Origin of the sequence: Bacillus sp. AFS040349, assembly GCF_002577655.1 — a bacterium.
In the GTDB taxonomy this organism is placed as follows: domain Bacteria; phylum Bacillota; class Bacilli; order Bacillales; family Bacillaceae; genus Metabacillus.
Map to the genome: position 1 here is coordinate 17,307 of NZ_NUMC01000018.1, position 26,644 is coordinate 43,950.

General features: G+C 35.0%; 24 protein-coding genes. 17 read left to right on the plus strand and 7 right to left on the minus strand.

Annotation, left to right across the window (positions count from 1 at the left end):
* The first annotated feature begins 9 nt into the window (after positions 1-9).
* From COD11_RS05265 to COD11_RS05290, 6 genes are all read left to right on the plus strand, one after another.
* Positions 10-1,362 carry a glycosyltransferase family 2 protein gene (locus tag COD11_RS05265; protein WP_255301541.1) on the plus strand — a complete coding sequence of 451 codons (1,353 nt, stop codon included), beginning with the start codon at positions 10-12 and terminating at the stop codon, positions 1,360-1,362.
* Positions 1,355-4,615, plus strand: a complete 3,261-nt coding sequence (locus COD11_RS05270; RefSeq protein WP_098795720.1) for a hypothetical protein — start codon at positions 1,355-1,357, stop codon at positions 4,613-4,615. Before COD11_RS05265 ends, COD11_RS05270 begins: the two co-directional genes overlap by 8 nt.
* A 78-nt stretch (positions 4,616-4,693) precedes the next feature.
* Positions 4,694-5,059, plus strand: coding sequence for a response regulator transcription factor (locus tag COD11_RS05275; protein WP_098795721.1), 366 nt, complete (start codon positions 4,694-4,696; stop codon positions 5,057-5,059).
* Positions 5,046-7,937 carry an ATP-binding protein gene (locus tag COD11_RS05280; RefSeq protein ID WP_098795722.1) on the plus strand — a complete coding sequence of 964 codons (2,892 nt, stop codon included), beginning with the start codon at positions 5,046-5,048 and terminating at the stop codon, positions 7,935-7,937. Before COD11_RS05275 ends, COD11_RS05280 begins: the two co-directional genes overlap by 14 nt.
* 663 nt (positions 7,938-8,600) lie before the next feature.
* The gene (locus COD11_RS05285; protein ID WP_098795723.1) at positions 8,601-8,999 is read left to right on the plus strand and encodes a secondary thiamine-phosphate synthase enzyme YjbQ; all 399 of its coding nucleotides are present in this window, start codon (positions 8,601-8,603) and stop codon (positions 8,997-8,999) included.
* Between the two features lie 123 nt (positions 9,000-9,122).
* A complete protein-coding gene (locus COD11_RS05290) occupies positions 9,123-9,368 on the plus strand; it encodes a DUF2651 family protein (RefSeq protein ID WP_098795724.1) in 246 nt (81 codons plus the stop codon).
* 50 nt (positions 9,369-9,418) lie between these two features.
* Here COD11_RS05290 and COD11_RS05295 read toward each other — a convergent pair whose 3' ends face one another.
* Positions 9,419-10,243, minus strand: coding sequence for a protein-glutamine gamma-glutamyltransferase (locus COD11_RS05295; protein ID WP_098795725.1), 825 nt, complete (start codon positions 10,241-10,243; stop codon positions 9,419-9,421).
* Between the two features lie 139 nt (positions 10,244-10,382).
* A complete protein-coding gene (locus tag COD11_RS05300; protein WP_098795741.1) occupies positions 10,383-11,180 on the minus strand; it encodes an MBL fold metallo-hydrolase in 798 nt (265 codons plus the stop codon).
* Between the two features lie 181 nt (positions 11,181-11,361).
* Between COD11_RS05300 and COD11_RS05305 the strand changes: the two genes are divergently transcribed.
* Together COD11_RS05305 and COD11_RS05310 are read left to right on the plus strand one after the other, a co-directional pair.
* Positions 11,362-11,667 carry an antibiotic biosynthesis monooxygenase family protein gene (locus COD11_RS05305; RefSeq protein WP_098795726.1) on the plus strand — a complete coding sequence of 102 codons (306 nt, stop codon included), beginning with the start codon at positions 11,362-11,364 and terminating at the stop codon, positions 11,665-11,667.
* The gene (locus tag COD11_RS05310; protein ID WP_098795727.1) at positions 11,664-12,032 is read left to right on the plus strand and encodes a hypothetical protein; all 369 of its coding nucleotides are present in this window, start codon (positions 11,664-11,666) and stop codon (positions 12,030-12,032) included. Before COD11_RS05305 ends, COD11_RS05310 begins: the two co-directional genes overlap by 4 nt.
* Positions 12,033-12,055: 23 nt before the next feature.
* Here the strand turns inward: COD11_RS05310 and COD11_RS05315 are convergent, their stop codons facing one another.
* Positions 12,056-12,292 carry a hypothetical protein gene (locus COD11_RS05315; RefSeq protein ID WP_098795728.1) on the minus strand — a complete coding sequence of 79 codons (237 nt, stop codon included), beginning with the start codon at positions 12,290-12,292 and terminating at the stop codon, positions 12,056-12,058.
* A 196-nt stretch (positions 12,293-12,488) separates the two neighbouring features.
* On the opposite strand from COD11_RS05315, the gene COD11_RS05320 reads away from it, so the two are divergent.
* The 3 genes from COD11_RS05320 (at position 12,489) to COD11_RS05330 (ending at position 17,877) form a co-directional block, all read left to right on the plus strand.
* Entirely contained in the window at positions 12,489-12,950 is a 462-nt protein-coding gene (locus tag COD11_RS05320; protein ID WP_098795729.1) for a MarR family winged helix-turn-helix transcriptional regulator, read from the plus strand.
* A 2-nt stretch (positions 12,951-12,952) separates the two neighbouring features.
* Positions 12,953-16,075, plus strand: coding sequence for an MMPL family transporter (locus COD11_RS05325; protein WP_098795730.1), 3,123 nt, complete (start codon positions 12,953-12,955; stop codon positions 16,073-16,075).
* 161 nt (positions 16,076-16,236) lie between these two features.
* On the plus strand, positions 16,237-17,877 hold the full coding sequence (locus COD11_RS05330) for a sensor domain-containing diguanylate cyclase (RefSeq protein ID WP_098795731.1): 1,641 nt from the start codon (positions 16,237-16,239) through the stop codon (positions 17,875-17,877).
* 32 nt (positions 17,878-17,909) lie between these two features.
* Here the strand turns inward: COD11_RS05330 and COD11_RS05335 are convergent, their stop codons facing one another.
* Positions 17,910-18,473: a CBO0543 family protein gene (locus COD11_RS05335; RefSeq protein ID WP_098795732.1), complete on the minus strand. Its 564-nt coding sequence runs from the start codon at positions 18,471-18,473 to the stop codon at positions 17,910-17,912.
* Between the two features lie 274 nt (positions 18,474-18,747).
* Here COD11_RS05335 and COD11_RS05340 point away from each other — a divergent pair, with 274 nt between their 5' ends.
* The 6 genes from COD11_RS05340 to COD11_RS05365 all read left to right on the plus strand — a co-directional run bounded on the left by COD11_RS05340 (position 18,748) and on the right by COD11_RS05365 (position 23,793).
* Positions 18,748-18,945: a cold-shock protein gene (locus tag COD11_RS05340; RefSeq protein WP_026558957.1), complete on the plus strand. Its 198-nt coding sequence runs from the start codon at positions 18,748-18,750 to the stop codon at positions 18,943-18,945.
* Between the two features lie 269 nt (positions 18,946-19,214).
* Entirely contained in the window at positions 19,215-20,105 is an 891-nt protein-coding gene (locus COD11_RS05345) for a foldase protein PrsA (RefSeq protein WP_098795733.1), read from the plus strand.
* 157 nt (positions 20,106-20,262) lie between these two features.
* Positions 20,263-20,904 (plus strand): sensor histidine kinase, encoded by a 642-nt coding sequence (locus COD11_RS05350; RefSeq protein ID WP_141549650.1) that lies wholly within the window; start codon positions 20,263-20,265, stop codon positions 20,902-20,904.
* 5 nt (positions 20,905-20,909) lie between these two features.
* A complete protein-coding gene (locus tag COD11_RS05355) occupies positions 20,910-21,569 on the plus strand; it encodes a response regulator (protein WP_255301540.1) in 660 nt (219 codons plus the stop codon).
* Between the two features lie 30 nt (positions 21,570-21,599).
* A complete protein-coding gene (locus COD11_RS05360; protein ID WP_098795735.1) occupies positions 21,600-22,928 on the plus strand; it encodes a PAS domain-containing sensor histidine kinase in 1,329 nt (442 codons plus the stop codon).
* 145 nt (positions 22,929-23,073) lie between these two features.
* Positions 23,074-23,793, plus strand: a complete 720-nt coding sequence (locus COD11_RS05365; protein ID WP_176550984.1) for a Crp/Fnr family transcriptional regulator — start codon at positions 23,074-23,076, stop codon at positions 23,791-23,793.
* Positions 23,794-24,242: 449 nt separating this feature from the next.
* Here COD11_RS05365 and COD11_RS05370 read toward each other — a convergent pair whose 3' ends face one another.
* The 3 genes from COD11_RS05370 to COD11_RS05380 are packed head-to-tail and all read right to left on the minus strand — an operon-like array spanning position 24,243 to position 26,509.
* On the minus strand, positions 24,243-25,901 hold the full coding sequence (locus COD11_RS05370) for a b(o/a)3-type cytochrome-c oxidase subunit 1 (RefSeq protein ID WP_098795737.1): 1,659 nt from the start codon (positions 25,899-25,901) through the stop codon (positions 24,243-24,245).
* Complete coding sequence (locus COD11_RS05375) at positions 25,901-26,371, minus strand: cytochrome c oxidase subunit II (protein ID WP_098795738.1); 471 nt, start codon at positions 26,369-26,371, stop codon at positions 25,901-25,903. The genes COD11_RS05370 and COD11_RS05375 overlap by 1 nt, the downstream gene beginning before the upstream one ends.
* Before the next feature lie 15 nt (positions 26,372-26,386).
* A complete protein-coding gene (locus tag COD11_RS05380; protein WP_483296276.1) occupies positions 26,387-26,509 on the minus strand; it encodes a cytochrome c oxidase subunit 2A in 123 nt (40 codons plus the stop codon).
* Between the last annotated feature and the right edge of the window lie 135 nt (positions 26,510-26,644).

Sequence of the window (26,644 nt, forward strand, 5' to 3'; positions counted from 1 at the left end):
TTTATTTACATGATCATCATTATTGTTGTGTATGGAGCTATGCTTGTTATTTCCCTACTCAATATACGTAAAAACTATGAGTTGGATGAGTTCGAACCTTATGAAGAATTGCTACAATCTGAATTTACTAAGCCTGTCTCCATTCTTGTACCCGCCTATAATGAATCAGCAGGAATTTATGGGAGTATCCGCTCACTGATAAGCATTGAATATCCTGAATATGAAATTATCATCATCAATGATGGTTCAAAAGACGATACACTCGAAAAGCTAATTGACCGATTTAACATGGTGAAAATTAACCGAGTTATTAGAAAGCAGTTGGATACAAAAGAAGTTAAAGGCGTTTACCAATCCACGATTTATCCTTATATGTATGTCATTGATAAGGAAAATGGGGGAAAAGCAGATGCGTTAAACGCAGGAATTAATCTTTCAAAATATCCTTATTTCTGCTCTTTAGATGGCGATTCCATTATTGAAAGAAATGCTTTCTTGAAGGTGTTAAAGCCAATTATTGAATCAGATGACGAGGTCATAGCCTCAGGTGGGAGTGTTAGAATCGCTAATGGTTGTGAAATACAGAATGGTGAGCTTACAAAGATAGATCTTCCAAAGAAACCACTTGTCGTTATGCAAATTATTGAGTATTTAAGAGCATTTTTAACCGGCAGAGTAGGGTTAAGTGAAAATAATTTATTGCTGATCGTATCAGGTGCATTTGGTGTTTTTTCAAAGAAGTGGGTTATTGAAGCAGGAGGCTATGCTCACACTGTAGGAGAGGATATGGAGCTTGTCGTTAGGCTTCATCGATTGATTAAAGAAAAGAAAGAAAACAAAAAGATTATATATGTACCTGACCCGGTTTGTTGGACTGAGGCTCCGGAATCCATAAAATATTTAAGACGCCAAAGAAAAAGATGGCATAAAGGTTTATTTGATAGTTTATGGAAGCATCGAAAATTAATGTTTAATCCAAAGTACGGTTCAATTGGCATGTTCTCTATGCCATATTTCTTTTTTGTTGAGTTTTTAGGGCCGTTTATTGAATTAATAGGATATATAATCCTAATACTTTCTATTTTTGCAGGAAGTATCTATTTAGAGTATGCCATTATCTTCTTTCTTCTCTCATTAATATACGGTTCTATCTATTCTATGGCCTCTGTTTTATTAGAGGAATGGAGTATGGAGAGATACCCCAAAGTGAAACATTTTGTCATTTTATTTCTTGTTTCTATAACAGAAACATTTTGGTATCGCCCTCTTACCGTTATTTGGAGAGTAGAGGGAATGCTTGAGATGCTTATAGGGAAAAAAGGCTGGGGAGAAATGGTTAGAAAAGGTGTGTCAAATGAATAAAAAAAATGTACTGATTATCACTGGACTATTATTACTACTAGTTTTATTCACTTCTCCTTTTTGGTTCTGGCAATTAAAAGCAAGTGAAAATGTCAACGTATTGATTATTGATAAAACGGTACCTGATCAGTCTTATCGGGAACATAAAGGGTTAGTTTGGTTACTCAATCATTTGAAATTGACTAAGGATGATGGTGATGTATACAAGGCACAAGATGATTATGTTGGATTTGTGCCAAGTAATGAGCCACCAAAATTTGATACGAGAGAATTTCCGGACGATTTATCTCCTTATGATGTGTTGTATTTAGCTGATGGATATGGTGTGTATAAAGATGAATATCTTGAAGGGAGTCAAGAAGGAAATCGTTCAGAGTTATTGTACGGTGGGATGACAATTGAAGAGGTTAGAGCATTATCAGCCTCTCTTATTGAGAATGAACAAACGCTTATTGCTGAATTTAATACATTTGGATCTCCAACGGAAGAGAAGGTTCGTCAGGAGTTTTATAATCTGTTAAACATAGATTGGACAGGCTGGATGGGAAGATATTTCAATGAATTGAGCAATGCAGAAGTGCCTGTTTGGGTAAAAAATAACTATGAAGCCCAATATGGAAAACCGTTTGAGTATACGGGAAACGGTTTTGTTTTTGTAAACGAAGAAGATCAAGTGGTTGTTTTGACGAACCAAGATATGTCTGATGACCATGCTGTATTTACTCTTACAGATACGGGATTGTCTAACTTTGATATGGATAAAACCATTCAATATAACTATTGGTTTGATATAGTAAATGCACGTAGTGAGGATGAGGTTCAAGCTACGTTTAATTTACCATTAACTGATAATGGTAAACAAAAGCTAAACGAATTTAATATACCAATAAAATTCCCAGCTGTTATTCACCATAATAATCAAATGTATGATAGCTATTATTTTGCAGGTGATTTTGTTGATCAGGAGAAAGTACCAAGCATTTACCAAATGAGTGGTTTGTCAATGTGGCAAAAGCTGTTTTCTTTTGAACAAAAGGGTAGAACAGATACATTCTTTTGGAAAGCTTACGTACCGATGATGACTACAATTTTAACAGAAAAAGAGAAAGAACCTGTTAGTCAAAATGCAACAGTTGAACCAGAGGTTTTAACAAAAGAAGGAATGAAACTAAATGGAGCTGCTGCTAACGACTACCTACAAGTTTATAAAAACGGAGCCTGGGAAGATGTCCTAATTAAAGGTGTGAATATGGGAATCGCCAAACCGGGGACTTTCCCTGGAGAAACAGGAATAACAAAACAAGAATATGCAAGATGGTTTGATCAGATAAGTGAAATGAATGCTAATGCTTTACGTGTTTATACCATTCATCCTCCTGCCTTTTATCAGGCATTATATGAGCATAACATTAGCCGTGAAGATCCTCTTTATCTCTTTCACGGTGTTTGGGTAAATGAAGATGTGTTTTTTGATGCAGAAGCGAAAAGAACGGCCTATGATCCGGAAGTAATAGATGATTTTAAGGCGGAAATACAGCGAACGGTTGATATTATCCATGGAAATGCCGACATTGAAGATAGAACAGGTCATGCAAGTGGAAAATATGTTCATGATCTATCTCCGTATCTTTTAGGGTGGATCATTGGAGTTGAGTGGGATCCTGATAGTGTCGTTAGAACGAATGAAAAATATCCAGCCAAAACTAGTTATGATGGGAAGTATATGATGACTGAAGATGCTTCTCCATTTGAAGTCTGGCTCGCTGAAATGATGGATTTTACAGCATCATATGAAGCAGAGAATTATAAATGGCAGCATCCTATGAGTTTTACTAACTGGGTGACTACTGACTTGCTTTCACATCCTGCTGAACCTGATGATGATGAAGATAAGGTATCCATAAATCCAAACAAAATAAAAGCAAAGGAATCGTTTTATCCAGGCCTGTTTGCTTCATATCATATTTACCCTTATTATCCGGACTTCCTAAATTATGAGGAGAAATATGTTAACTTTATTGATCATCGTGGGGAAAAAAATAACTATGCTGGTTACTTAAATGATATGAAAGAACATCACGAAATGCCAGTGGTCGTTGCTGAGTATGGAATTCCAGCATCACGAGGGTTAACTCATAAAAATGTTCATGGCTATGACCAAGGAAATCATTCAGAACAAGAACAAGGTCAATTTCTATCGAGCCTATATGAAGATATTGTTGAACAAAACATGGCGGGAGGACTTGTTTTTTCATGGCAGGATGAGTGGTTTAAACGAACATGGAATACGATGGAATATGATAATCCTGATCGTCGACCATTTTGGGATAATATTCAGACAAATGAGCAACATTTTGGGCTGTTAAGTTTTGATCCTGATACAGAAAAAACTCAGTTGCAAATTGATGGCGAAACTTCTGATTGGAAGGCTAGAAATGCAGACCCGGTTGCTCAGAGTAATAAAGAAGAGGCAATTAAAAATGTTTTCATGTCTAGTGATGAACGAGGTTTATTCATAAGAATTGATTATGATCAAACAAAATGGAATCCAGAAAAATATAATACGTCGATTCTGTTAAACACGATAAAAAATCAAGGGCAATCACCCATTCCTAATGTGAAAAGTGTTAATGAAGAAGGTATTGATTTTCTAGTTGAGCTTAACGGTGAGGATCAATCAAGAGTGTTAGTTGATAGCTACTATGATACGTTCTACTATCATTATGGAAAAGTGCTTAATATGATTGAGACAAAAGATTATGCTAATAAAAAAAATAATGGAATTTATCACCCAATACGCTTAACACTTAACAAAGAATTGACGATAAATAAAGAAGAAGGACAAATGACTGTTCCTTTTTCATCATATGAGACAGGAAAATTAACCTATGGTGTAGCCAATCCACAAAAGGAGAACTCAACTTCCCTTGCGGATTACTATATAAAGGATGGAACTTTAGAACTTCGTCTTCCTTGGTTAATGATTAATGTGAAAGATCCAAGTCAAAAAGAAATTATGGGCGATGTGTGGTCAGAAAAGGGAATAGCTAGCTCAGAAATAATCCAATCTCTTTTTGCAAAGGTTGTTGTAACAAATAAAGACCAGGACCCTGTTCAGATGGTACCTTCTTTAGAAGGTGATTGGATCCAATATTCTTGGGATAATTGGGATGAACCAACATATCATGAACGCTTGAAGAAGTCTTACAATTATCTGCAGGAAACATTTAAAAAAACCAATATTAACGAATAACCAAAAAAAATCTCAGACTTGTGAATTTTATACAGGTCTGAGATTTTTAAAAGAAAGCGATGTAGGGAGTTAAAGTATATGTCAAAAATATTACTTGCAGAAGATGAAGAAGTGTTACGAATGCTTGTTGTTGATACTCTTGAAGATGAGGGGTATTCAATTGATGAAGCTTGTGATGGGCAAGAGGCGTACGATCTTATCAAGCAGAATGAGTATGATCTTATTTTGCTAGATTATATGATGCCTGTTTATACCGGCTTAGAATTAATTGAATTGATACGAAAGGAAAACATACAAACAAAAATCATGATGCTAAGTGCAAAGAGTCAGGCAACAGATCAGCAAAAGGTACTAGAAGCGGGAGCGGATTATTTTATGTCAAAGCCTTTTAGCCCAATACAGCTTGTTGAAAGAATTGAGGAGATTTTAGGTGAAGCTCGATAAATATATAAAAACAAGTTTGGCAAGACAATATGGTGTTTTGACTTTCACGATTATTTTAGTCTTTAGCCTTTTAGTAGCGGCTTTGATGATTTATGAAAACTCAATTTTGGATAACTTTGATAGTGAAAGTAGAAAATTGGAAGTAAAAGAAACAATTGTTTCAGACTTGGATTACTCCTTCAATTTAGCAATTTCAGAAATGAGAGCCTATTTTGCTTATAAAGGTGAAGAAACGTATTATAATGCAGTTTTAAAACAAAGAGACAAAGTTGTTGGAAAAATAGAAGAGTTGGAAAGTGTCGCTGATACGGAAGAAGATGTTTTATTTATCCAGCAAACAAAGGACTTTTATCAATATTACTTTGAAGATATTATGCCAAAGTCTAAGGCGCTTTATGATAGTAATCAAGAAGATCAAGTTTATCAAATAGCTGTAAATCAAAATGGTTCAGATACAATACGAACATATCAAGATAATATCAAGAAATATACAACAAAACTTGAAGAGCAGCTTACCATACGGAAAGACGAACAAAGAAGTAAAATTGCATTAAGTCAAACATTGTTTGGTGTATTTTTATTATTGTTAATCATAGCTATGGTTGGTTTTGTTCGAAAAATGCTGAACAATATCGGTATTCCTTTAAATAAGCTAACCCTTGCTGCAGGTCAAATAACAGATGGAAATCCTATTTTATTCACTGATACATCCAATCGACAAGATGAATTAGGGCTACTCTCTTCTGCATTTGAGAAAATGACAAAGAGTATACAAGATAAGGAGCAAGACCTTAGTGCACAGAATGAAGAGTTACTAGCTCAGCAGGATGAATTACAGGCACAGCAAACTGAGCTTGAAGAAGCTTTAGAAATTGCTCAAAAAAGAGAGCTGGATCTTAAGAGACGTAATGACCTTGTAAAAGGTATTGCTAATACACTAGATAAACAAAAAGTATTGGACAGTATTGTGCAAACAATGTGTGAGGTAATAGGGGCTGATAAAGGGGTTGTTGTTGTGATGGATCGCACTCATCAACATGCTAGTATTGGTCTTTCTTCAGAAGGTGTAGAGCAATTTATTCATAACATAAATTCAGGTGAAATTGAGAAGTTAAAGGATCTTAGAAAACCTTATACAATAAAACGAGAGTGCAATGAGGAAGAAAAAGGATTCCATCTTGCTAAATCCTATTGTTACGATCTGTATATGCCTGTACTATCATCATCAGGTGAGATGGAGGCTATTATGGTCTATTCAAGATATTCTACATCCTTCAAAGAGGATGAATTAGTGGAATATGACGGACTTAGCAAACAGATTGCCATTTCTCTAGATAAAATTCATATTTTTGAACATTCTGAGGAAGAGCGTTTATTAACACAAGATATTCTAGATACTATTAATGAAGGAATTCAGCTTATTGATGTAAAGGGTAAAGTGATACAGGTTAATCAAAAAATATGTGATATTATTGAATGTCACAGGGACACTCTTGTTGATGATTCATATGAAAAATGGCTTTCTAAACTAGCAAATTCCGTTGAAAATAAACAAGAATTAAAACAATTTTTTGACTCAATTCTCATAGACGGTAAAACAGATCAATCTTCTTTTATCTATCATCAACATAGTCCTGCTAATCGTGTGGTTCAAGTATATTGTGAACCACTGACTAGAGCAGGTGAAAAATTCGGAACCGTTATTGTCCACCGTGATATCACAAAGGAATATGAAGTTGATGTGATGAAGTCTGAGTTCGTCAGCACGGTAAGCCATGAACTTAGAACACCTCTAGCAAGTGTTCTTGGCTTTACAGAACTTATGCTGAATAAGGAATTAAAGCCTGAACGACAAAGAAAATATTTAACAACCATTTACCAAGAAGCGAAGCGATTGACAGCTTTAATTAATGATTTCCTGGATGTTCAACGAATGGAAGCCGGAAAACAAACTTATGATAAAAAGTACGATGATCTCGTTCCGCTTATTATGAATATTATTGAAACATATCAAGTGAATAACCCTTCTCACACTATACATTGTGATATTCAGACAAGTAATACGATGGTATTAGGAGATAAAGATAAGATTGGCCAAGTATTTAATAATTTAATAAGCAATGCTATTAAATATTCTCCAGATGGAGGAGACATCTTAATAAATGTATTTGAAGAAGGACCTAATTTGAATGTTTCCGTTAAAGACCAAGGTCTTGGGATCCCGGAAGATGCAATTCATAAATTGTTTACGAAGTTTTATAGAGTAGATAATTCTGATAGAAGAAGAATCGGTGGAACAGGACTAGGTTTAGCTATTGTAAAAGAAATCATGAAAGCCCATGAAGGTGATGTTTTCGTACAATCTGTATTAAAAGAAGGTAGTACTTTTACTGTTAGCTTTCCATTAGTTATTGGGGGAAATCTTCAAGATGATAAGCCACATGATCAGGAAAACAAGGGGAAAGTGAATGTCATTATTGTTGAAGATGATAACAATCTTGCAAATCTTCTGCAAACAGAATTAGAGGAAAGTCATTTTTATGTAAAAATCTACAGTAATGGGGAAGAGGCATTAGCAGCAATAAAAGAAGAAAAGCCCGATGCTATTGTCCTGGATATCATGTTAGAGGAAAAAGGGCTTGATGGTTGGGAAATTATTAAGGAATTAAAAGCAATAGATGAATTTAAGTCAATACCAATCTTTATTTCAACGGCTTTAGATGAAAAAGAAAAGGGTTTGGCTCTTGGTGCTAACGAATACCTGATAAAGCCTTATCAACCAAGTAAGCTGTCAAAGTTAATTCTTCAGACTTTGCTTAAAAAGGACTGGAGTGGTCAAATCCTTATTCCTAGCGAAAATGGAGATGACAATAAATAAAAGAAAAAAACTAGTTTTGTAAAATTAACAGATTTGGTTACACGATACAAAAACTAAATTAGCACGCCAATTAGCAGTCCTATTCGCAAATGAATAAGACTGCTTCTTTTTTGTTGATTTATATGGGTTATTAAAATGAATGGTAAATTCGCTCTGAATTTCGAACCACTTTTAACATGGAGACATAAAGTTTTGTCTGCATGAAATGCTCATTGTTTTTCCAATTGGTGAGCTAAAAATGATATGTAACTACCAGGGGGATGTCTGAGTGACGGATTAATTGAGTAACCGATGATAGTTTCAATAAGCGGAGTTCTTCCTGTTAAACTGAAGAATAGAACTCGGTTGAGGGATATAAGCGGAGTTTTTCCGGTTAAGTAAAGTAAAATGGTCCATTTTCATCTTTTTCAATTAAATAGGCGTAATCTTTCCGTCTATTTAATCTATTTTTTGTGCTATTTCCTCAATAAGAGGAGTTTCTACGCTTAGTAGCTTATCTTGGTGATTCTTGAAGAGTTGAACCGTAAACCGAACCTGTTACGTTAAAATGGACTAGTTTTTTTCTTAACTGTGTCTTCAATTCTATCTAAGAAACGAAAATGTTTAAGAGACTGCTTTTAACGGTATATACTAGTGTTAATAGGAATAGAAAGGAGATTTTTTATGTTAAGGAAACACACGTTAGAAACTCATAAACGGGATGAAATGATTGAAGTCACGCATTTAGTTCAATCGTTCATAAATGAGCAGAATACGGACGAGGGTGCAGTTTTGGTATATTGTCCACATACAACAGCTGGAATTACGATCAATGAAAATGCCGACCCAGATGTTAAAACTGATATGTTGCGACGCTTTGATGAAGTTTACCCATGGAAACTTGTAAAAGATTTACATGGAGAAGGTAACACAGCAGCACATATGAAAGCGAGCACTGTTGGCAGCTCACAAACAATAATCGTTACAAATGGAAGATTATTACTTGGAACATGGCAAGGAATTTACTTCTGTGAATTTGATGGCCCAAGACAACGTGATGTTTATTTCAAGATCATTAGATAAGTGTGAAATTTTAATGAAATATGTTGATTGTGGAAATAATAAGCTCCACCCTAAGATGGTTTCTTTTATTTGTTTTATGGTAAAATGAGAAAACATAAAAGCACATACCGTTTGAGGTGAAGTATGGAATTTCAGCTTATCTTTTTGGTTTTCCCAATCATCGTACTTATCATTTCAATAGTTGGTTACAGTGTAACGAAAAAAACCTATGTTACACCAGCCATTCTATTTGTCCTCTTTACCTTTTTAATGCTCCTTCTATTTAATGAATCCTTTTTCATTTGGGTGCTACTATACACACTGCTTTCTGTTATTGTGACAATGATTATGTACTTATTCGGTAGAATAAAAAGGAAGAGAACCAAATAAATGTAAAGAAAAGGCAATCGGTCGTTCCCGATTGCCTTTTCTTTAGTAGCTTAATGATAAAAAGTGGCACTGCCTATTTTACTAACGATTGTTTTTGAAGCAAGAAAAGTTGGAATCTGAGCTCTAGATTGAGCATTATTAGAGAATTGATACAGATACCGGTTATCTAATCTGGTAACTTGTGAAAGAAGATACGCAGACTCCGTTGCATAAGCTTTTCTTCTCTTATTTAAGGATTCAATGATTCCTTCTGCTGTTTTTATGCCGATACCATGACCGAAATAAAGGTCATTACCTAAATCAATCACATTTTCTCCTCGCCATTGGGGTGTTTTTGGATTAAATTGAGGATTATCAAAATACAAGCAATCTCCTGGTAAATAATCATTTCCCCGTCTAGTATAGATTGGCAAATCATTATCTGATTGCCAGTCGCGAAGGTAAATGCCCTGATAAATACGGTTGAATTGAGCATTATTAATGGAATCTAAAACAGCTTTATAAAAGATGATAACCATCGCAGTAGCACATTCAAATCCATACTCTTCACCATTCAGGAAAATATCGTTAATGGCATCAGCTGGATTCATTCCTTGCTTTAGTTTAAATCCGCCTTGCTCTGTTAAATTCCAGAAACGCTCATTACAGTGCGCACGCTCAAAGGTCGTAAATTTAGCCTTACTGGCCAATAAGTGACGAGCAGCCTGGATTGTTGCATATCGTATTTGGAGTGTGAATTGAAAATGCTGATTATTCATAAAAGAATAGCTTTCTTGATAACGATCCATTTTGTCGATCATTTCAATTTGTTCTGTCTTAAAAGCGGAGGATTTTAATTCGTTTCCATTTACTTCTCTGTTTCCTATGATAATCATGAGGTCCCTCCTTAATTTGTCATCATTAAAGTGTATGGTGAAAATTAAGAGGTTAGAAACACATTATCAGGATTTATTTGTCATGAAAGTAACCATAAAAAAACGCAATAGCAGGAAACGCTAATGCGTTAGAAACATTTTATTTCTTATTTTCAGGTACTTCAGTTTCAGCAAAAGTATCAACAAGCTTTTTTAAATTCGTTGTTAATTCATCATCAGCTATCGGAAGACCATGGCCTGATACAGCGATGGTAGGTTTAAGAGACTCGAGTTTTTTTACAGATTCTTCAGCAGCTTTCCAATCTATAGTAAAGTATGCAGGTGGACCATGCATTTCTTGTTTTTGGGTCATCACGTCATATAAGGATTCTTGTTCAACTGTAGTAAAAGCATCTCCGACAATTAGAGCTCGATCATATTCTCTGAACAAAGAAATGTGACCAGGCGTATGTCCAGGTGTATGAATGAACCGCCAGTCCGCTAAAGAAGGAATAATTCCCTCCTCATTTAGCAGTTCAAGATTTGAACTAACATCTATACTATGTCTTGGAAACATCGGTGACATTTTAGCAACCAGTCCTTCAGCCTCTGGGTTTGGTGGTGGATAGTCACTTCTTCCAGACAGATAAGGTGCTTCTAAAGGATGGGCATATACTGGAACATCCCATTTATTTAGCAGTTCTTTTAACGCTCCTACATGGTCAAAATGTCCATGTGTTAAAACGATACTAGTAGGTTTGCAGCCCTCCCCGAATCGCTTTTGGGCTTCAGAGATAATGAGCTCATGTGATTCGGGCATTCCTGCATCGACTAAGACAAATTCATTAGACTGCTTGGGATCTCCAATAAATACGACATTTACGATTTGAACAGATAAACAAAAAACATCTGGTACTACCTCAATTCCCATTCCGCTAGTAATTGAAGTCATTGGCATTTTTTTCACATTCTAACCCCCACTGTTTCAAATTCTATGATAGTATTTCAAAAAAAAGGGGAGAGTATGATATAGATATACAATTTTCAGTAAAAGACAGGATAGTTTTCAGGTAAACCTATCTTCATCTATAATAGTGAAGGAAGCATCATACACTATCTACGCGGGGAGAGAGTTTTACATGTATATTGTTCATTCAACCTTCAATGTCCCAATAGAAAAGGTGGAAGAGGTTATTGGAATATATCAGACACGTTCTAAACTTGTCGATACATATGAGGGGTTTCAATCGTTTCAGTTATTACAAAACGAAGTAAAACCTAATGAATTAACCGTTCAAATTAATTGGAAAACAAAGCAAGATTATTTGAACTGGGTAACAAGTGATGCATACAAAAAAGTGCATGAACTGGAGAAAAATTACCCTGATCAAGAACTTGCATCTATTAAACCAATTGTTCAAAGATTTGAAGTGGTGGCAGAATGAAGCAGGAAGTCATTGCCTCTATGATTGATGAGATTGTAGAAGGTATATATGAGGCCTATCCAATTTTAGAAGAAAAATATGGAGAACTAGGAAGAAAAAAATGTGTTGAAGATAATTATCATCATTTTAAGCATTTAGATACGGCCTATTCTCTTAATGAGGAAAAGCTGTTTATTGACTACGCCCTTTGGCTAAATAATATTCTAACTTCACGTGGAATGAAGGAAGATCATTTGATTGATAACTTTGAAAGAATCATTAAAGTATTACATACTGAACAAACAGAGGAAGCAGAGAAATATAAGATGTATCTTGAGTCTGCGATCGTAACATTAGAGAGTGAGAAACAGAGGAAGGGGCAATAGTTGCTCCTTCTTTTTTTATTGGACTATCTTTTTGGTGTTAAAACAATTTTCTTTTCACCTTCCCCTTTACTTTTTAACTTATAAACAATTCCAAGAAAAAGCGGAGCAAGAGAGGTGACATATAAAAATGACCAATCATGAAAAACAAGATAATCTACGAAATAACCAACACAAAGTAAACCAAAAATAATAAAGAAAAGTAACGAAATGTGTTGATATTCTTTATTAATGAATCGTCTACGTCCTATGAAAGATCTCATCTATACCTCTCCTTTTCTTTTACTCCTATGTTTCCCTTTATTGGTAACTATATGCTAAATATAACTTGTTAGATGTTATGAATGATTTTATACAGAAAGAATAAGAATTATTTATTGACAGAAGAAGATAAAAAAATTATAATTAAACACGTTAATAGTTAAATAGTTTAATTACTTTGAAAGGGTGGCTCCTTTTATGAAGGAAAAACAAATAGAAGAATTAATTAATCGGTATCTTGCAGTAAGCTTTTCTGTTACCAAAAAGGGGGAAAGTCTTGTTAAGGATAGTATTGGAGACTTTATAACAAACGACCAGCACTATACGCTCAGATATATACATAAAGTTGGTACGTGTACATCTACTGAGCTATCTGAGATCTTTGATGTGAAAAAAAGTGCCATTACAGCAATCATTAATCGACTAACAGAAAAGGAGTTAATTAAACGAACAAGGGATGAAAATGACCGTAGGGTTATTTATTTAACCTTAACGGAAAAGGGAACAGAATTGTTTGAAAAAACAGAAGAGAAAATTCATAGGTTGGTTGAGTCGATCATTACCAGTTTTGATGAAGAAGAAATTGTCTCATTTATTGAAACATATGAGAAATTAAACACTCTGTTGGATAATTTAAAAGACTGTAAAATGGAGGAGTAGTTGTGAACGCAATTATTAAAGGCAGATGGTTTGTTATCATTGGATGGATAGCGGTTGTTGTAGGATTATTTTTAGTTGCTCCTAACATGGCGGACCTAGTAAAGGAAAAAGGCCAGGTTAGTGTGCCAGATGGTTATTCATCATCGTTAGCCGACGAGATCATGAATGAAGTCCAGGAGAAAGAAAGTGTAGGCGATGAAATTTCAGCAGCTCTCGTTTTTCATAATGATAATAAATTAACGAATGAAGAAATAAAGGAAGCTGAAAAAGCAATTCACTTGTTAGAAAAAAATGAAGAATTAGATGTTACGGATATTTTAACTCATTTTAACGAGGAAGCATTAGAAGAGCAGTTAGTTTCAGAGGATGGAAAAACGATTCTTGCTAATGTGACGATTAACAGAAATGAACGTGAAGCAAAAGAGATATCTGCTTTACTCTATGAAACAATTGAAGACGTAAATGTTGAACATTATTATACAAGTGGCTGGATGATTGATCAGGATGTTATGACAAGCTCACAGGAAGGTCTAAAGAAAACTGAGGGAATTACAGTTGTCTTTATTTTAGCTGTCTTACTGTTAGTTTTCCGATCAATTATTGCACCAATCATACCTTTAATAACAGTAGGTCTTACCTACTTAGCATCACAATCAATCGTTTCTGTGCTGGTTGATGTTGTGAATTTTCCGATATCGAACTTTACACAAATCTTCCTAGTGGCTGTATTATTTGGGATCGGGACAGATTATTGTATCCTTTTATTAAGTCGTTTTAAAGAAGAGTTATCACATAAAGAGAGTGTTACAGAGGCAATAGTTGAGACATATCGGAACGCGGGAAGAACCGTTTTCTTTAGTGGCTTGGCTGTTATGATTGGGTTTGCTGCAATTGGCTTTTCCCAATTTAAATTGTATCAATCAGCATCAGCTGTTGCAGTAGGAGTTGCCATTCTTTTAATAGCTTTATTCACTGTTGTTCCATTTTTTATGGCAGTGTTAGGAAACAAAATCTTCTGGCCATCAAAAGGAACATTAGAGCACAAAGATAGCAAAATATGGGGAGTTGTTGGACGTTTTTCTCTCGCAAGACCTCTTATTGCACTTCTTGTTGTTGCATGTGTATCTGTGCCGTTTTTAGCTTTCTATGATGGAGAATTATCATTTAATTCTCTTGAGGAAATAGGTGGAGATTATAATTCGATAAAAGCCTTTAATGCTATATCGGATAGCTTTGGACCTGGGGATTCAATGCCAACTCAAGTAGTTCTTAAGAATGATGAAGAGATGGGTTCTACCGAATACATTGCTCTCGCTGAGAAAATTACGAAGGAATTAGAAAAGGTTGATTTAGTTGACACTGTGCGATCTGTAACAAGACCGACTGGAGAAAAAATTGAAGATTTTTATGTATCAAAACAAGCAGAAAGTCTTGAAGAAGGCCTTGGAGAAGGTAATGAAGGAATCGAAAAAATCAGTGATGGTTTAGCTGAAGCAGAAAGTGAAATGGCAGGTTCTGCACCAAAGTTGAAAGAAGCAACCGACGGTATTGGTGATTTAATTACTGGGACGACAAAGCTTAATTCGGGTGTGTCAGAACTTCAAACTAATTTAGCGAAAATCGAAGAAGGAATTCGTCAAGGTTCAGCCGGTTCAGGTGATATAAAAGACGGATTAGCAAAAACTAAGGCAGGGGCTGAACAAGCTTTAGAAGGAAGTAAACAATTATTAAAGGGATACCAAGATGTTGAAATAAATATTGGTAATCTAAATAGTGGATATGTCAAAATTGGTTCAGGTATCTCTGATTTATCAGGTGTACTAAAATCGTTGAATTCAGATTTTGAGGCTTTAGAAAATAATGAAGCATATGTGGGACTAGCGGAAGATTCAAATTATGCTGCAATAAAGGGAACCGTTCAAAATGTTGCACAAACTCAATTACCAGGATTATCTAAAGGGATAGAGGAACTAAATACTGGACTTGCGGCAATACAAGGCGGAATGAACACAGCAAATAGTCAATTCCAAAAATTAATTGAAGGACAGCAGCAAATTGTAAACGGACTTCAACAACTAATTCAAGGAATTGATCAGCAACAAGCTGGGTTAAATCAGCTTGCCGATTACCAAGGTCAAGCCGTTAACGGTATTCCGCAATTTTCAAATGGTCTTTCAGAGGTAACAAAAGGACAGCAACAATTACTTGATGGATTTGGTGATTTAAATGGTCAAATGAGTCAATTAACAGATGGATTAGCGCAAAGTGTTGACGGTTTGAATAAGGTGTCTGATGGTCTTGGCTCAGCTCAAGATTATTTAGCAGATTTATCTCAATCATCTGAGTCAGGATTTTATTTACCAGAAGAAGTGTTAGAGAGTGAGGACTTCGAACAAGCATTAGACACCTACTTATCTGACGATCGTAAAGTCATGACGCTTGATGTCATCTTCAAAGCAAATCCTTATTCAAATGAAGCGATTAATCAAGTAGATGAGTTAAATGAAGCAATTGAAAGAGCTACGAAAGATACGAAGCTTGAAAATGCAAAGGTGGCTATTGGTGGAATTACAAGTACGAATGCTGACTTAAGTACAATGTCTAATAACGATTATTCACGTACAGTTGTTTTGATGCTTGTTGGTATTTCTATTATTCTTGTTTTCTTGTTCCGCTCAATTATTATGCCAATCTATATTATTGGATCATTAATACTAACCTATTATACAGCTATGGGAATTAATGAAGTAATCTTTGTTAATATCTTAGGCTATTCAGGAATTAGCTGGGCTGTGCCATTCTTCGGCTTTGTTATATTAGTAGCCTTAGGCGTGGATTATAGTATTTTCTTAATGGATCGCTTTAATGAATATAAAGATCTTTCAGTTGGTGAAGCGATGCTGCTTGCGATGAAGAAAATGGGAACAGTTATTATTTCGGCTGTTGTCATTTTAGGTGGGACATTTGCAGCGATGATTCCATCAGGCATGTTATCTCTTATACAAATAGCATCGATTATTCTAACAGGACTACTGTTATATGCTCTCATTGTATTACCATTATTTATTCCAGTTATGGTAAAAACATTTGGAGCAGCAAATTGGTGGCCATTTAAAAGAGCTTAATAGTAAGAGGAAGGCAGTTGACATCGTGTCAACTGCCTTTTTAAATAGATATTTTTTTCTGAAAGAGTATAGATTTTTTAAAGTTTACCGATATAAAAAATAGGCTATAAGATAGAAGAGTCTTGTGGTTAAATTTACGGTTGTAATAAGGAGAATCTCCTATGTCACATGTTAGTTTACGGACATTTTTTTCATTAACATTTTTAATCTTTATTATATTGTTAACAGCTGTTTTGACTATTTCTGTTGGATCTAAATCAAGTGAGGAAATGGAAGAAGAAATTGGAAACTCATTATCAAATGTTTCCTATCAGATGGCTGATAAATTAGATTTTTTTATGTGGTCCCGATATAACGAATTAAAGCTTCTTAGTGAGCTAAACACCATAAAAGATGAGGGGAATCTTGATGACAAGAGAGTCCTTTTAAACGAGTTACAAAAGAACATCTCTTCTTTTTCCTGGGTTGGAATAACGAATAAAGAAGGAGAAGTGATTGTAGCAACAAACAATATGTTAGTAGGAAATAGCATTAAAGAGCGTCCTGTTTATCTTGAAGCAATGAAAAAGCCATTTGTCGGTGACGTTCATGAAGCAGTATTGCTTGCAAAATTAATGCCTAGTCCCAATGGAGAACCTGTGGAGTTTGTTGATATTAGTTTTCCAATCCGGAATCACAAAGGAGAGTTTTCGGGGGTGTTAGCCTCTCACCTTAGCTGGGATTGGTCAAAAGAAATACATAGGTCGATTATTGAGCCATATAAAGCACACTTAAAAAGTGCAAAGCGTGTTGAAGTATTTATCATTCGCTCAGAAGACAATCGTATTCTGTTGGGTCCAGACGATATGATTGGTACTGCTTTGCCGACATCGTTAACAAATGACAATTCGATATCTGATCAGAATTGGAATATTAGGAAGTGGCCCGATGGAAGAGATTATGTAACAAGTTATTCTTATAGTGATGGATATTTAAATTATCCAGGTCTTAACTGGAAGATTATTGTGCGTGAACCCATTGACACTGCCTTTGCTTCGGTTGAAAAGTTAAAAAGCTATACATTAACAGTGGGAATGATAGCCGCGATTCTGTTTGCTGTGATTGGCTGGTTTATTGCAGGTAGAGTTGCCAATCCTCTTAAGGAAATTGCCATTGCAGCCAATCAACTAAAAAGGGGAGAACGTACAGAAATACCTTATTTTACACGAATTAGGGATTTGAATGATCTTTCCTTATCCTTAAGAGAAATGGTCGATACCATTATGGAAACGAAATCTGAGCTTGGACGAATGAAAAAACTTGCTCTAAAAGACAGCCTTACAGGGCTGCCAAACAGAGTAGCATTATACTCTTTTATTGATAAAAAGTTAGAGAACGATGCTAATGATGAAAATTATTTCTTTTTATTTATGGATTTGGATGGCTTTAAAGATATAAATGATACTTACGGCCATCAGGCTGGTGACGATTTATTAGTAAAAGTTGCAGACAGATTGAAGGCGTCTGTTAAGAAAGGGGATTTTGTTGCACGGCTCGGTGGAGATGAATTTATTTTAATTATTCGTTGTGAAACAAATTCCAGAATAGATGAAGGTATCAAATTAGGAGAAAGCATAATTAGTTCTATCAATTCACCGATCTCGTTAGGAGATGGAGTTGAGGTTGTTATTAGATGTAGTATTGGTGGAGCTATTTGGCCTGAATGTGGCATAGAACCTGATGAGGTTATCGACTTAGCAGATCAAGCCCTTTATCAATCTAAAGATAAGGGGAAAAACCAAGTAACCTTTTATCAAGCATAAACAGGCCGCTTTGAAAAGGAAGATGTAACATTTTAAAATGAATGATCAGCTTTTTTGAAATGCGTTAAAATAAAACGGATGAAATAGTAAATAATCAATCCATATAAAATCAATCCAATAAATGAGCAGGTATGTGTCCACCACTTGTGATAGGCATACATATCAAACTTTACAAAAGCTGGTTCAATCATAAATGCGAGTATACCAGCAAAAATAATATATTTCCATATATAAGAAGTAAGTGTTGGTGAATATTGGTAGATTAGCATGGAAAAAACAGGGATAACGGCAACATCAGCCGGTACAAGTGGCGGAATAATTGGAATAAGCTTGTCCGGATATCCCCACAATCCAAGGAAAATACCTACTTCATCTAGAAATGAAGCTAGCAAAGAACTGATAAGTCCGAAAAGAATTAGTTCAAGTGATCTATTGCGATCTCTAAATTTATTCCATACTATAAATGGTCCAATTGTTGATAATAATAGAAACCACCATGTTACAGTAAATAAATCATCGTGATACCAATGGGAAAAGCTTGTGTTATTTAGGTTTTCATTTATTTTTAAAATATCCTCATAGGTAGGGGTATTCATTGTACCACCTCATTTAAATCAAAATGTTTATTCACTATAATGGGCATTAGTGGTAAGAAATATGTAGGTTTTTATCGAACATTTGTGGACAAAAGCTTGTTTAGTTTCTTGATTTTAACAAAAATAAGTGTTAAGATTGACTTAATTATTTTTGTTCGGATAAGACTGAGAGATGGAAGTTGCTTTAAAAAGTTTTTTCCTCTTGAAGAATCGTTGTCTAGCAAGAATAGTAATACAATGTGGACTTTTTAGATACCACGCAGGAGGAAAAACAATGCTACAAGGTAAAGTAAAATGGTTTAATTCAGAAAAAGGTTTCGGTTTCATCGAAGTAGAAGGACAAGACGATGTATTCGTACACTTCTCAGCAATCCAAGGTGATGGCTTCAAAACTTTAGAAGAAGGCCAAACAGTTACTTTTGAAGTAGAGCAAGGAGCTCGTGGACCACAAGCTGCTAACGTTCAAAAATAATAATGACGCTGCAACAGCAGCTCTATAAAAGACTCCAATTTGGGGTCTTTTTTTCTTGGAATTAGTAAGCGCTTTATACTATTGCAAGGATCTATTCTCAGTAGAAAAAACAGAAGAACTCTTTAAGGAGCCGGAATGAACTACTGAATGAGTAACCATTTCATAATTTCCCATAATTCGTCCATATTTATCCCACACTTTCTCTTTATAGTTAAAGCTAGTCAAGTATTACAAATTGAAAGACTATAAACATAATAGGGAGTTTTAAAATGGTTGAGAAGTTATTAACAAGTAAAAAAACAATTGGCATCCTTGCGGTTCTCGTTGTAGCAGCAATTGCCATTTTTATTTTTCTTTCTACGAGAAGTGAAGTTGTTGCAAAAGTTGGAAATGAATCAGTAACAAAGGACGATCTATATTCGTATTTTGTTAAGCAAAATGGGACAACTGCAGTAGACACATTAATTACAAAAAGCATCATTGAGCAAGAGACTGCAAAAGAAAACATCTCCATAACTGATGAAGAAGTAGATGCAGAGCTTAATGAGTTAATCACCACATATGGTGGAGAAGACACGTTTAATCAAACATTAGCTTCGAGCGGCTTAACGATGGAAGATGTAGAAGAAGACGTGAAAGTTAACCTTCAAATTGAAAAATTACTAGAATCAAAGATTGAAATTACTGAAGAGGAAATGCAAACCTATTTTGATGAAAACAAAGATACTTTTGCTCAGACTAAACAGGTGAAGGCAAGTCATATCTTAGTTGAGGATGAAGAAACAGCGAAAGAAGTGAAAGAAAAGATCGATGCTGGAGAAGACTTTGCAGAGCTAGCTAAAAACTATTCAACAGATACGTCAACAGCTGAAGCTGGGGGAGACTTAGGATTTTTTGGAGAAGGAAGTATGGTAGCAGAATTTGAAAAAGCGGCATTTACTATGAAGGTCGATCAAATAAGTGAGCCTGTAAAAACGGAATACGGCTATCATATTATTAAAGTAACTGAAATTCAAGAAGCTGCTGAAGCAAACTTTGATAACAGTAAAGAAGAAATTAAAGATATCTTGTTCGATGAAAAGTTGTCAACTGAATATCCAACTTGGTTAGAAGATAAGCAAGAAGAGTATGGTGTGAAAAACTATCTTTCTGAAGAATAAACGAGAAAAGAGCCCAAAGTGGCTCTTTTTTTAGATTAATAATAAGCCGAATTTTCTACCCGTGATGAATATCACAGTTTCAAATACAGCCATTCATTAAAATAAGAGGTAAGAGTAGACTTCATACTCTTAGATGCTTACGGATAAAGGTGAAAGTATGAACAGTGAAAAACACGATTTACTTGATACACATATGATTCGGCATTATGAAAAGGAGCTAGAGGAAATTTCCTCTCTTTTACATGAAGATATTGCGCAAAAGATGTATGCATTATTTAACCATTTGCAATATGTGCAGCAATATATTGATGACCGACAAGATAGAACTCGAAATGAAGAAATGATAAAATTAACAAAGCATACGATCGAGGACTTAAGGTTTATCTCCCAAGATGTGCTACCTTTTTGTCACAAAGGAATAGACGGGGCAATAGAAGCTTTTTTAATGAACTATAGTAAAAAGAATGGCGTAACAGTTCAAATTCATAGTTATGGAGAAAAGAAACGACTGCCGCAAATAGTCGAAGTGTTTTTTTATCGGCTACTGAAAGATATGCTAAATAAACTAGCTGACCTTTTTACCGTTAGCCTTCTAGAAGTCACTTGCTTTTGGGAAGAAATCGTTCAAATTAGAATAAACTACACAATAGAATTTCAATCAAAGAATCAGCATGAACAGTTTTTAGATCATATTATAGAATACAAAGAAAAGATGGAGTTAGTTAAAGGTGCAATCAATTTAGAGAGAATTGATGAACATCATAGTCAACTAACCTTATCTATTCAGAATGAGAGGTGATATTTTTGACAACATCCATTTTATTAGTTGATGACCACGCTGTTGTTCGCACAGGGTTAAAATTATTAATAAATGATATCGAAAACATGGAGGTTGTAGGGGAAGCTTCTGAGGGTGACGAGGCTATCAAAATGGTGGAACAGCTTAAGCCAACAGTTGTCTTAATGGATTTAAGTATGCCACATGGAAAAGATGGATTATCTGCAACGGTTGAAATTAAGAAAAGGTGGCCTGAGGTTCAGATTCTTATTTTAACCATGCATGATGATGAAGAGTACTTATTCCGCGTGATCCAGGCTGGTGCCTCTGGGTGTATATTAAAAAGTGCACTTCATAACGAATTGATTCATGCCATCACTGTTGTTGCCGAGGGCTCAGCATACTTATATCCAACTGCAACAAAGAAATTAATGGAGGATTATCTTGATAAATTACAAAGTGGAGCAAATGTTGATACGTATTCCCTTCTATCAGAACGAGAGAAAGAGGTCCTAACATTAATTGCAAAAGGGTTTTCAAATAAAGAAATTGCAGAAAAGCTTATTATCAGTGTTAAAACAGTTGAAAACCATAAGGCAAGGATTATGGAAAAATTAAAGTTAAAAACAAGACCTGAACTTGTAGAATATGCTTTAAAAAAGGGATTGTTAGGCTATGGTATCTAATGAACCATAAAGAAAGGAATTTCATCATAAATGATTCAAAAAGATTCTCAAGTATACATCATCATTAATGAACAAGGCACGATAGAATCCTTTAACCTCCCAGCGACAGATATATTTGGCTTTAAACAAGAAGAGGTAAAAGGTAAAAAAGTAGACATGTTATTTCCTAATTTTAACACTCAATTGTTACATCAAGAAGATAGTTCAGCATTTGAAACGTTAGGGGTTTTAAAAGATCAATCCATTACAACATTTCAGGTTAATTGTAATAGGCTTTTACTATTAGATCAATTATATTTTGTCCTGCATGTTGAAACTGCAAAGGAGCAAAAATCATCCTTCAATAAAATGAAAGCAGAATTAAAAGCCTCTCTCTCTGAATTGATGGATTTTAAATTTGCTCTTGACGAGTCATCTATTGTAGCTATAACTGATCAAAAAGGAATTATTACTTATGTTAATGAAACATTTTGTAAAATTTCAAAATATAGTAGTGAAGAATTGATTGGGAAAAGTCACAAAATTATTAACTCTGGTTATCACTCTCCTGATTTTTTTCGAAACCTCTGGAGGACAATTGGAAACGGAAAGGTATGGAAGGGAGAAATTAAAAATCGAGCAAAGGATGGAACCTATTATTGGGTTGATACAACGATTGTTCCTTTTTTAAATGGAAAAGGTAAGCCTTATCAATATTTGGCGATTCGTAATGAGATTACTGGTAAAAAACGTGCAGAAGAAGAATTACAGAGAATGATGAGTAAGTTAATTGGCATACAAGAAGAGGAGAGGAAGAAAATTTCTCGGGAACTTCATGATGGTATTGGCCAGAACCTATATAGTCTTCTTATTATGATTAACCGATTAAGGACGGATTCGAATCATCAATTTATTGAACAAATGGAAACCGAAATATCCAACATTATTGACGAAATACGTCAAATATCGTGGCAGTTACGGCCGTCAATTTTAGATGACCTTGGACTTATTCCCGCTATTCGATCGTTTGTAAATAAGTTTAATGAGCATTACGGTCTAAAAACGAACTTTACATATAAGCTTCAAAGACGACTTGATTCTGAGGTTGAAACAAGCATATATCGCATTGTTCAGGAGGCGATGACTAATGCAAGAAAATACGCTAAAACAAATGAGATATCCCTGTCAATAATAGAAGGTGAAAATGAGTTAGATATTGTGATTGATGATCATGGAGTAGGCTTCGATCCAAAAGCAAAAAGAAATGGTGTTGGATTATTTAGTATGGAGGAAAGAGCGCGGTCCATTGAGGCAGATTTGCAAGTTCATTCCCAAATAAATGAGGGAACAACGATTAAGGTAAAGGTACCTTTTCAATAAGAAGAAGGAGCACAAAGATACAACTGCTCCTTCTTTTTGTATTATTGGGGGAATCCCTGAATGAAAATAAGGGAATTCCCTGATAACTTTCTCTTCATCATTGCTTTACAATAAGGATATAAGAAACGATACGGGGGCGATGATGATGACAACATGTGTAAAAAAGAGAAATGAAGATGTGAAAAATACGAATTTCTTTTCTATAGACAGTTTAAATTTGTTAAAAAAGAACATGAAGTTGATGACGTTTAAAAGCGGAGACCACATCTTTTTTGAGGGAGACCATGTGAATTCTCTCTATTATGTAGTGGAAGGAACAATTAACTTATATAAAGCAACAGAAGATGGAAAAATTCTCACATTGAACTATTTTGAAGAAGATGATCTTTTTGGTGATTATCCTCCAAATGCTAAAAATAAAACAAGAGAGAACGCAAAAGCATTAGAAGATTCTGTTGTAGGTATGATTGATCTACATGATGTTGAACTGCTTCTTTGGGAACACCGTGATTTTTCAATTGAATTTACAAAATGGGTTAGTCATTCTCAACAGCTAACACAAACGAAATTACGTGATTTAATGTTTTTTGGTAAAAACGGGGCTATGGCTTCCGTAATTATTCGAATGACAAACACATATGGCAAACAGCAGGGTGATAAATGGGAAATTACAAAAAAATTCACTCATGATGAAATGTCATGTTTAATAGGAACGCCTAGAGAAACTGTGACACGTATGCTAAGTCAACTGAAAAAAGATGGATTAATAGATTATGATAAGGGCTATATCACGGTTTTTGATTTAAATGGTCTTAAGAACATTTGCCGCTGTGAGGATTGTCCTTTACAGATATGCCGCTTATAAAAAACAAAAGCTAATGTTGCTTTTGTTTTTTGTTTTAGTGCTTTTTATGAAGTAATACGAACAAAGAGGGGCGTTTCATTGCGCTCCAGACACTCGCTTTCCGCGGGGAGGAAGCTGAGCCTCCTCGCCTTCGCCTGCGGGGTCTCAGCCTTTCCTCTTCTCCCGCAGGAGTCGAGTGTCTTCCGCTCCATTCCACTAACGTTTTTATAATCTTATTCAAGTCAAATATTGAAAGGAGAATCACACACTTATTCACTTTGTGATCTAGTTATAACAGTCTTAATCTATGGCTATATTCTTACAATATAAAAAGGGCTCTCCATAAATAATTAGGAGAGTCCTTTTCATTATTCATTTTCATCTTTTGTTGTAAAATCTACTAAAAGAGCCATTAAGATCGTTGTTACAATAAGCATTGAAAAGGTAACGGTAAACATAGTATCAACCTCCTACCACGTTTTAAATCCTGAGGAGCCAGGTGGTGCATGATGGATCATCTCAGCTAAAGGAATGGTATAAGCAAATGCAATTAAAGCGAAAGCAATACCGATCCAGATCCACCAATTCTCCAAATACTTAGGAGTTTGATCAAGGTCACTTTCTGCCATTGGAAACTCAACAAGTTCATTCTCCGTTTTTGCTTTAGGTGCAAAGAACAATGTTTGAAACACAATATAGATTAAGATCATCGCAGATAAAAAGAGAATCGTCCCACCAATGGCCATTGTTACATGGTTTGATAGTATTCCATTGAACCACTCTAAAGCAGTCGGATCATCCATATAACCGGCATAAGCTGTACGTCTCGGTGCTCCTAGTAAACCTAAAATATGCTGAGAGGTACTCATGAGCAACATACCGATTGACCAAGTAATGATCTGAATGAAAGCCAGTTTCTGAATTGACTTTGTTAGTTTTCTACCTGTTAAGTAAGGTATTAACCAAAACGTTAGTCCCATAAATGTCATAGCAACAGGTGTACCAACGGTAATGTGAAAATGTCCAACAACCCAAAGAGTATTATGGACAACCTCGTTTAGCTGGAAACTTGCATTGATTATTCCGCCAGCTCCACCTGGGATAAAGAAGAACATAGCAATGAATAAAGATGTAAATCGAATATCTTTCCAAGGAAGTTTAAAGAACCAACCAAATAATCCTGAAGCTCCTTTTAATCTTCCTGTTCTTTCGAATGTTCCAAACATAGAGAAAGCAGTCATTAATGATGGAATAATAACCATAAATGTTAAAACTGTCTGTAAAAACTTCCAAAAGCTTGAGATACCTGGTTCTGTAAGCTGATGGTGAAAGCCAACAGGTATAGAAAATAAAATAAATAACACGAATGACAAACGAGCAAGTGAGTCACTAAAAACTTTTCCTCCAATGATTTTTGGAACAACTACATACCATGCCATATAAGCAGGTAACAACCAGAAGTATACGAGCGGGTGCCCGAAATACCAGAAAAGTGAACGGCTCAATTCAACATTTATAGTATCGACCCAACCAAATGCCCAAGGAATAAATTGAAATAATACAGTTGCTACTACACCTAGGCAAGCGATAATCCAAAGAATAAAGGTAGATATCGTCATATAGGCAAACAAAGGACTTAGTTGTTTTTTATGTTGTTTTTTCCACTTTACATAATGACTAATAAGGGCAAAGCTGTATATCCAAGTTCCTACTACGAATAGTGCCAAGCCTACATAATACCATCCGCTTGCTTGAAGTGGTGCGTAAAATGTGTAAAGAACAGAAGCTCTGCCAGCAATAATTTCGACAGTTGCAAGAATTGTTCCGGCTGTTGTTACAAAAAATCCAATCCATGAAAAAAGGCGTACTTTCGGTCCAAAAGCACCGAGGGAATAGCTCATTCCAGAAATAAGAAAAGCAAAGATAAAATAAGTTGTAAAAATAAGTGCTAATAAAACGCCATGTGCTGTTAGTATTTGATAATAGTCAAGCCATGGTGGAAGTGTTAGTGCATCATTTCTAATAAACACCTGCATTAAACCGCAAAATGTACCTATTAAAAAAGCAATATATGCTACAACAATATTTGTAATAGCGAGCTTTCTATCTCCTAAACTAATCTGTTTCATCACTCAACCACCTCAATTGTTGTTTTCATAAAATGATGCCCTGTGCCACAGTACTCGTTACAAATCACCAAATACTGTCCAGCCTCATCAAACGTATATTCCTTTGTATTAATTTGACCAGGTACAACCATCATGTTTACATTTGTTTTTGCAATTGAGAAGCTATGAGTAACATCAGTACTAGCTACCTTAAAAACTACTTTTTTTCCAACTGGTACTTTTATTTCCGCTGGATCGTACCCAAATGCTTTTGCAACGATAATAACTTCATATGTGTTGTCATCAATTTGATGTACACCAGGGTTGTCAAAAGGAGCAGTTTGCTCAACTTTATTAGGATCGATTGTATCCATACCCCCTGAAGGATGATGATTGAAAGCAAATGCTGTTACTCCAATAATACTTAGAAATAAAACTAAAGAAATAATTCCAAATCCTAACCAGATTTTTTCAAATTTATGAAAATGCATTGTAAAACCCCCTAACTATCGTGATAAATAAAAGAAATAAACACCAAACCACATGACTATAATGAAAAAACCAATGACAAAAACACTAATTAAAGTACCTTTAAGTTCATGATCTTCGTGCTTTATTTTTTTGCTCATCATAATCCCCCTTACGTTTTGCTTTTCTTAAGGTAAGGTTAAGGGATTCCAATAAAAATTGATGTGATAAATCTCACTTGAAAAATGAAAAAAAGTGAACTCATATTAGAGTTCACTCAGCTTGTAGAGAAAGTG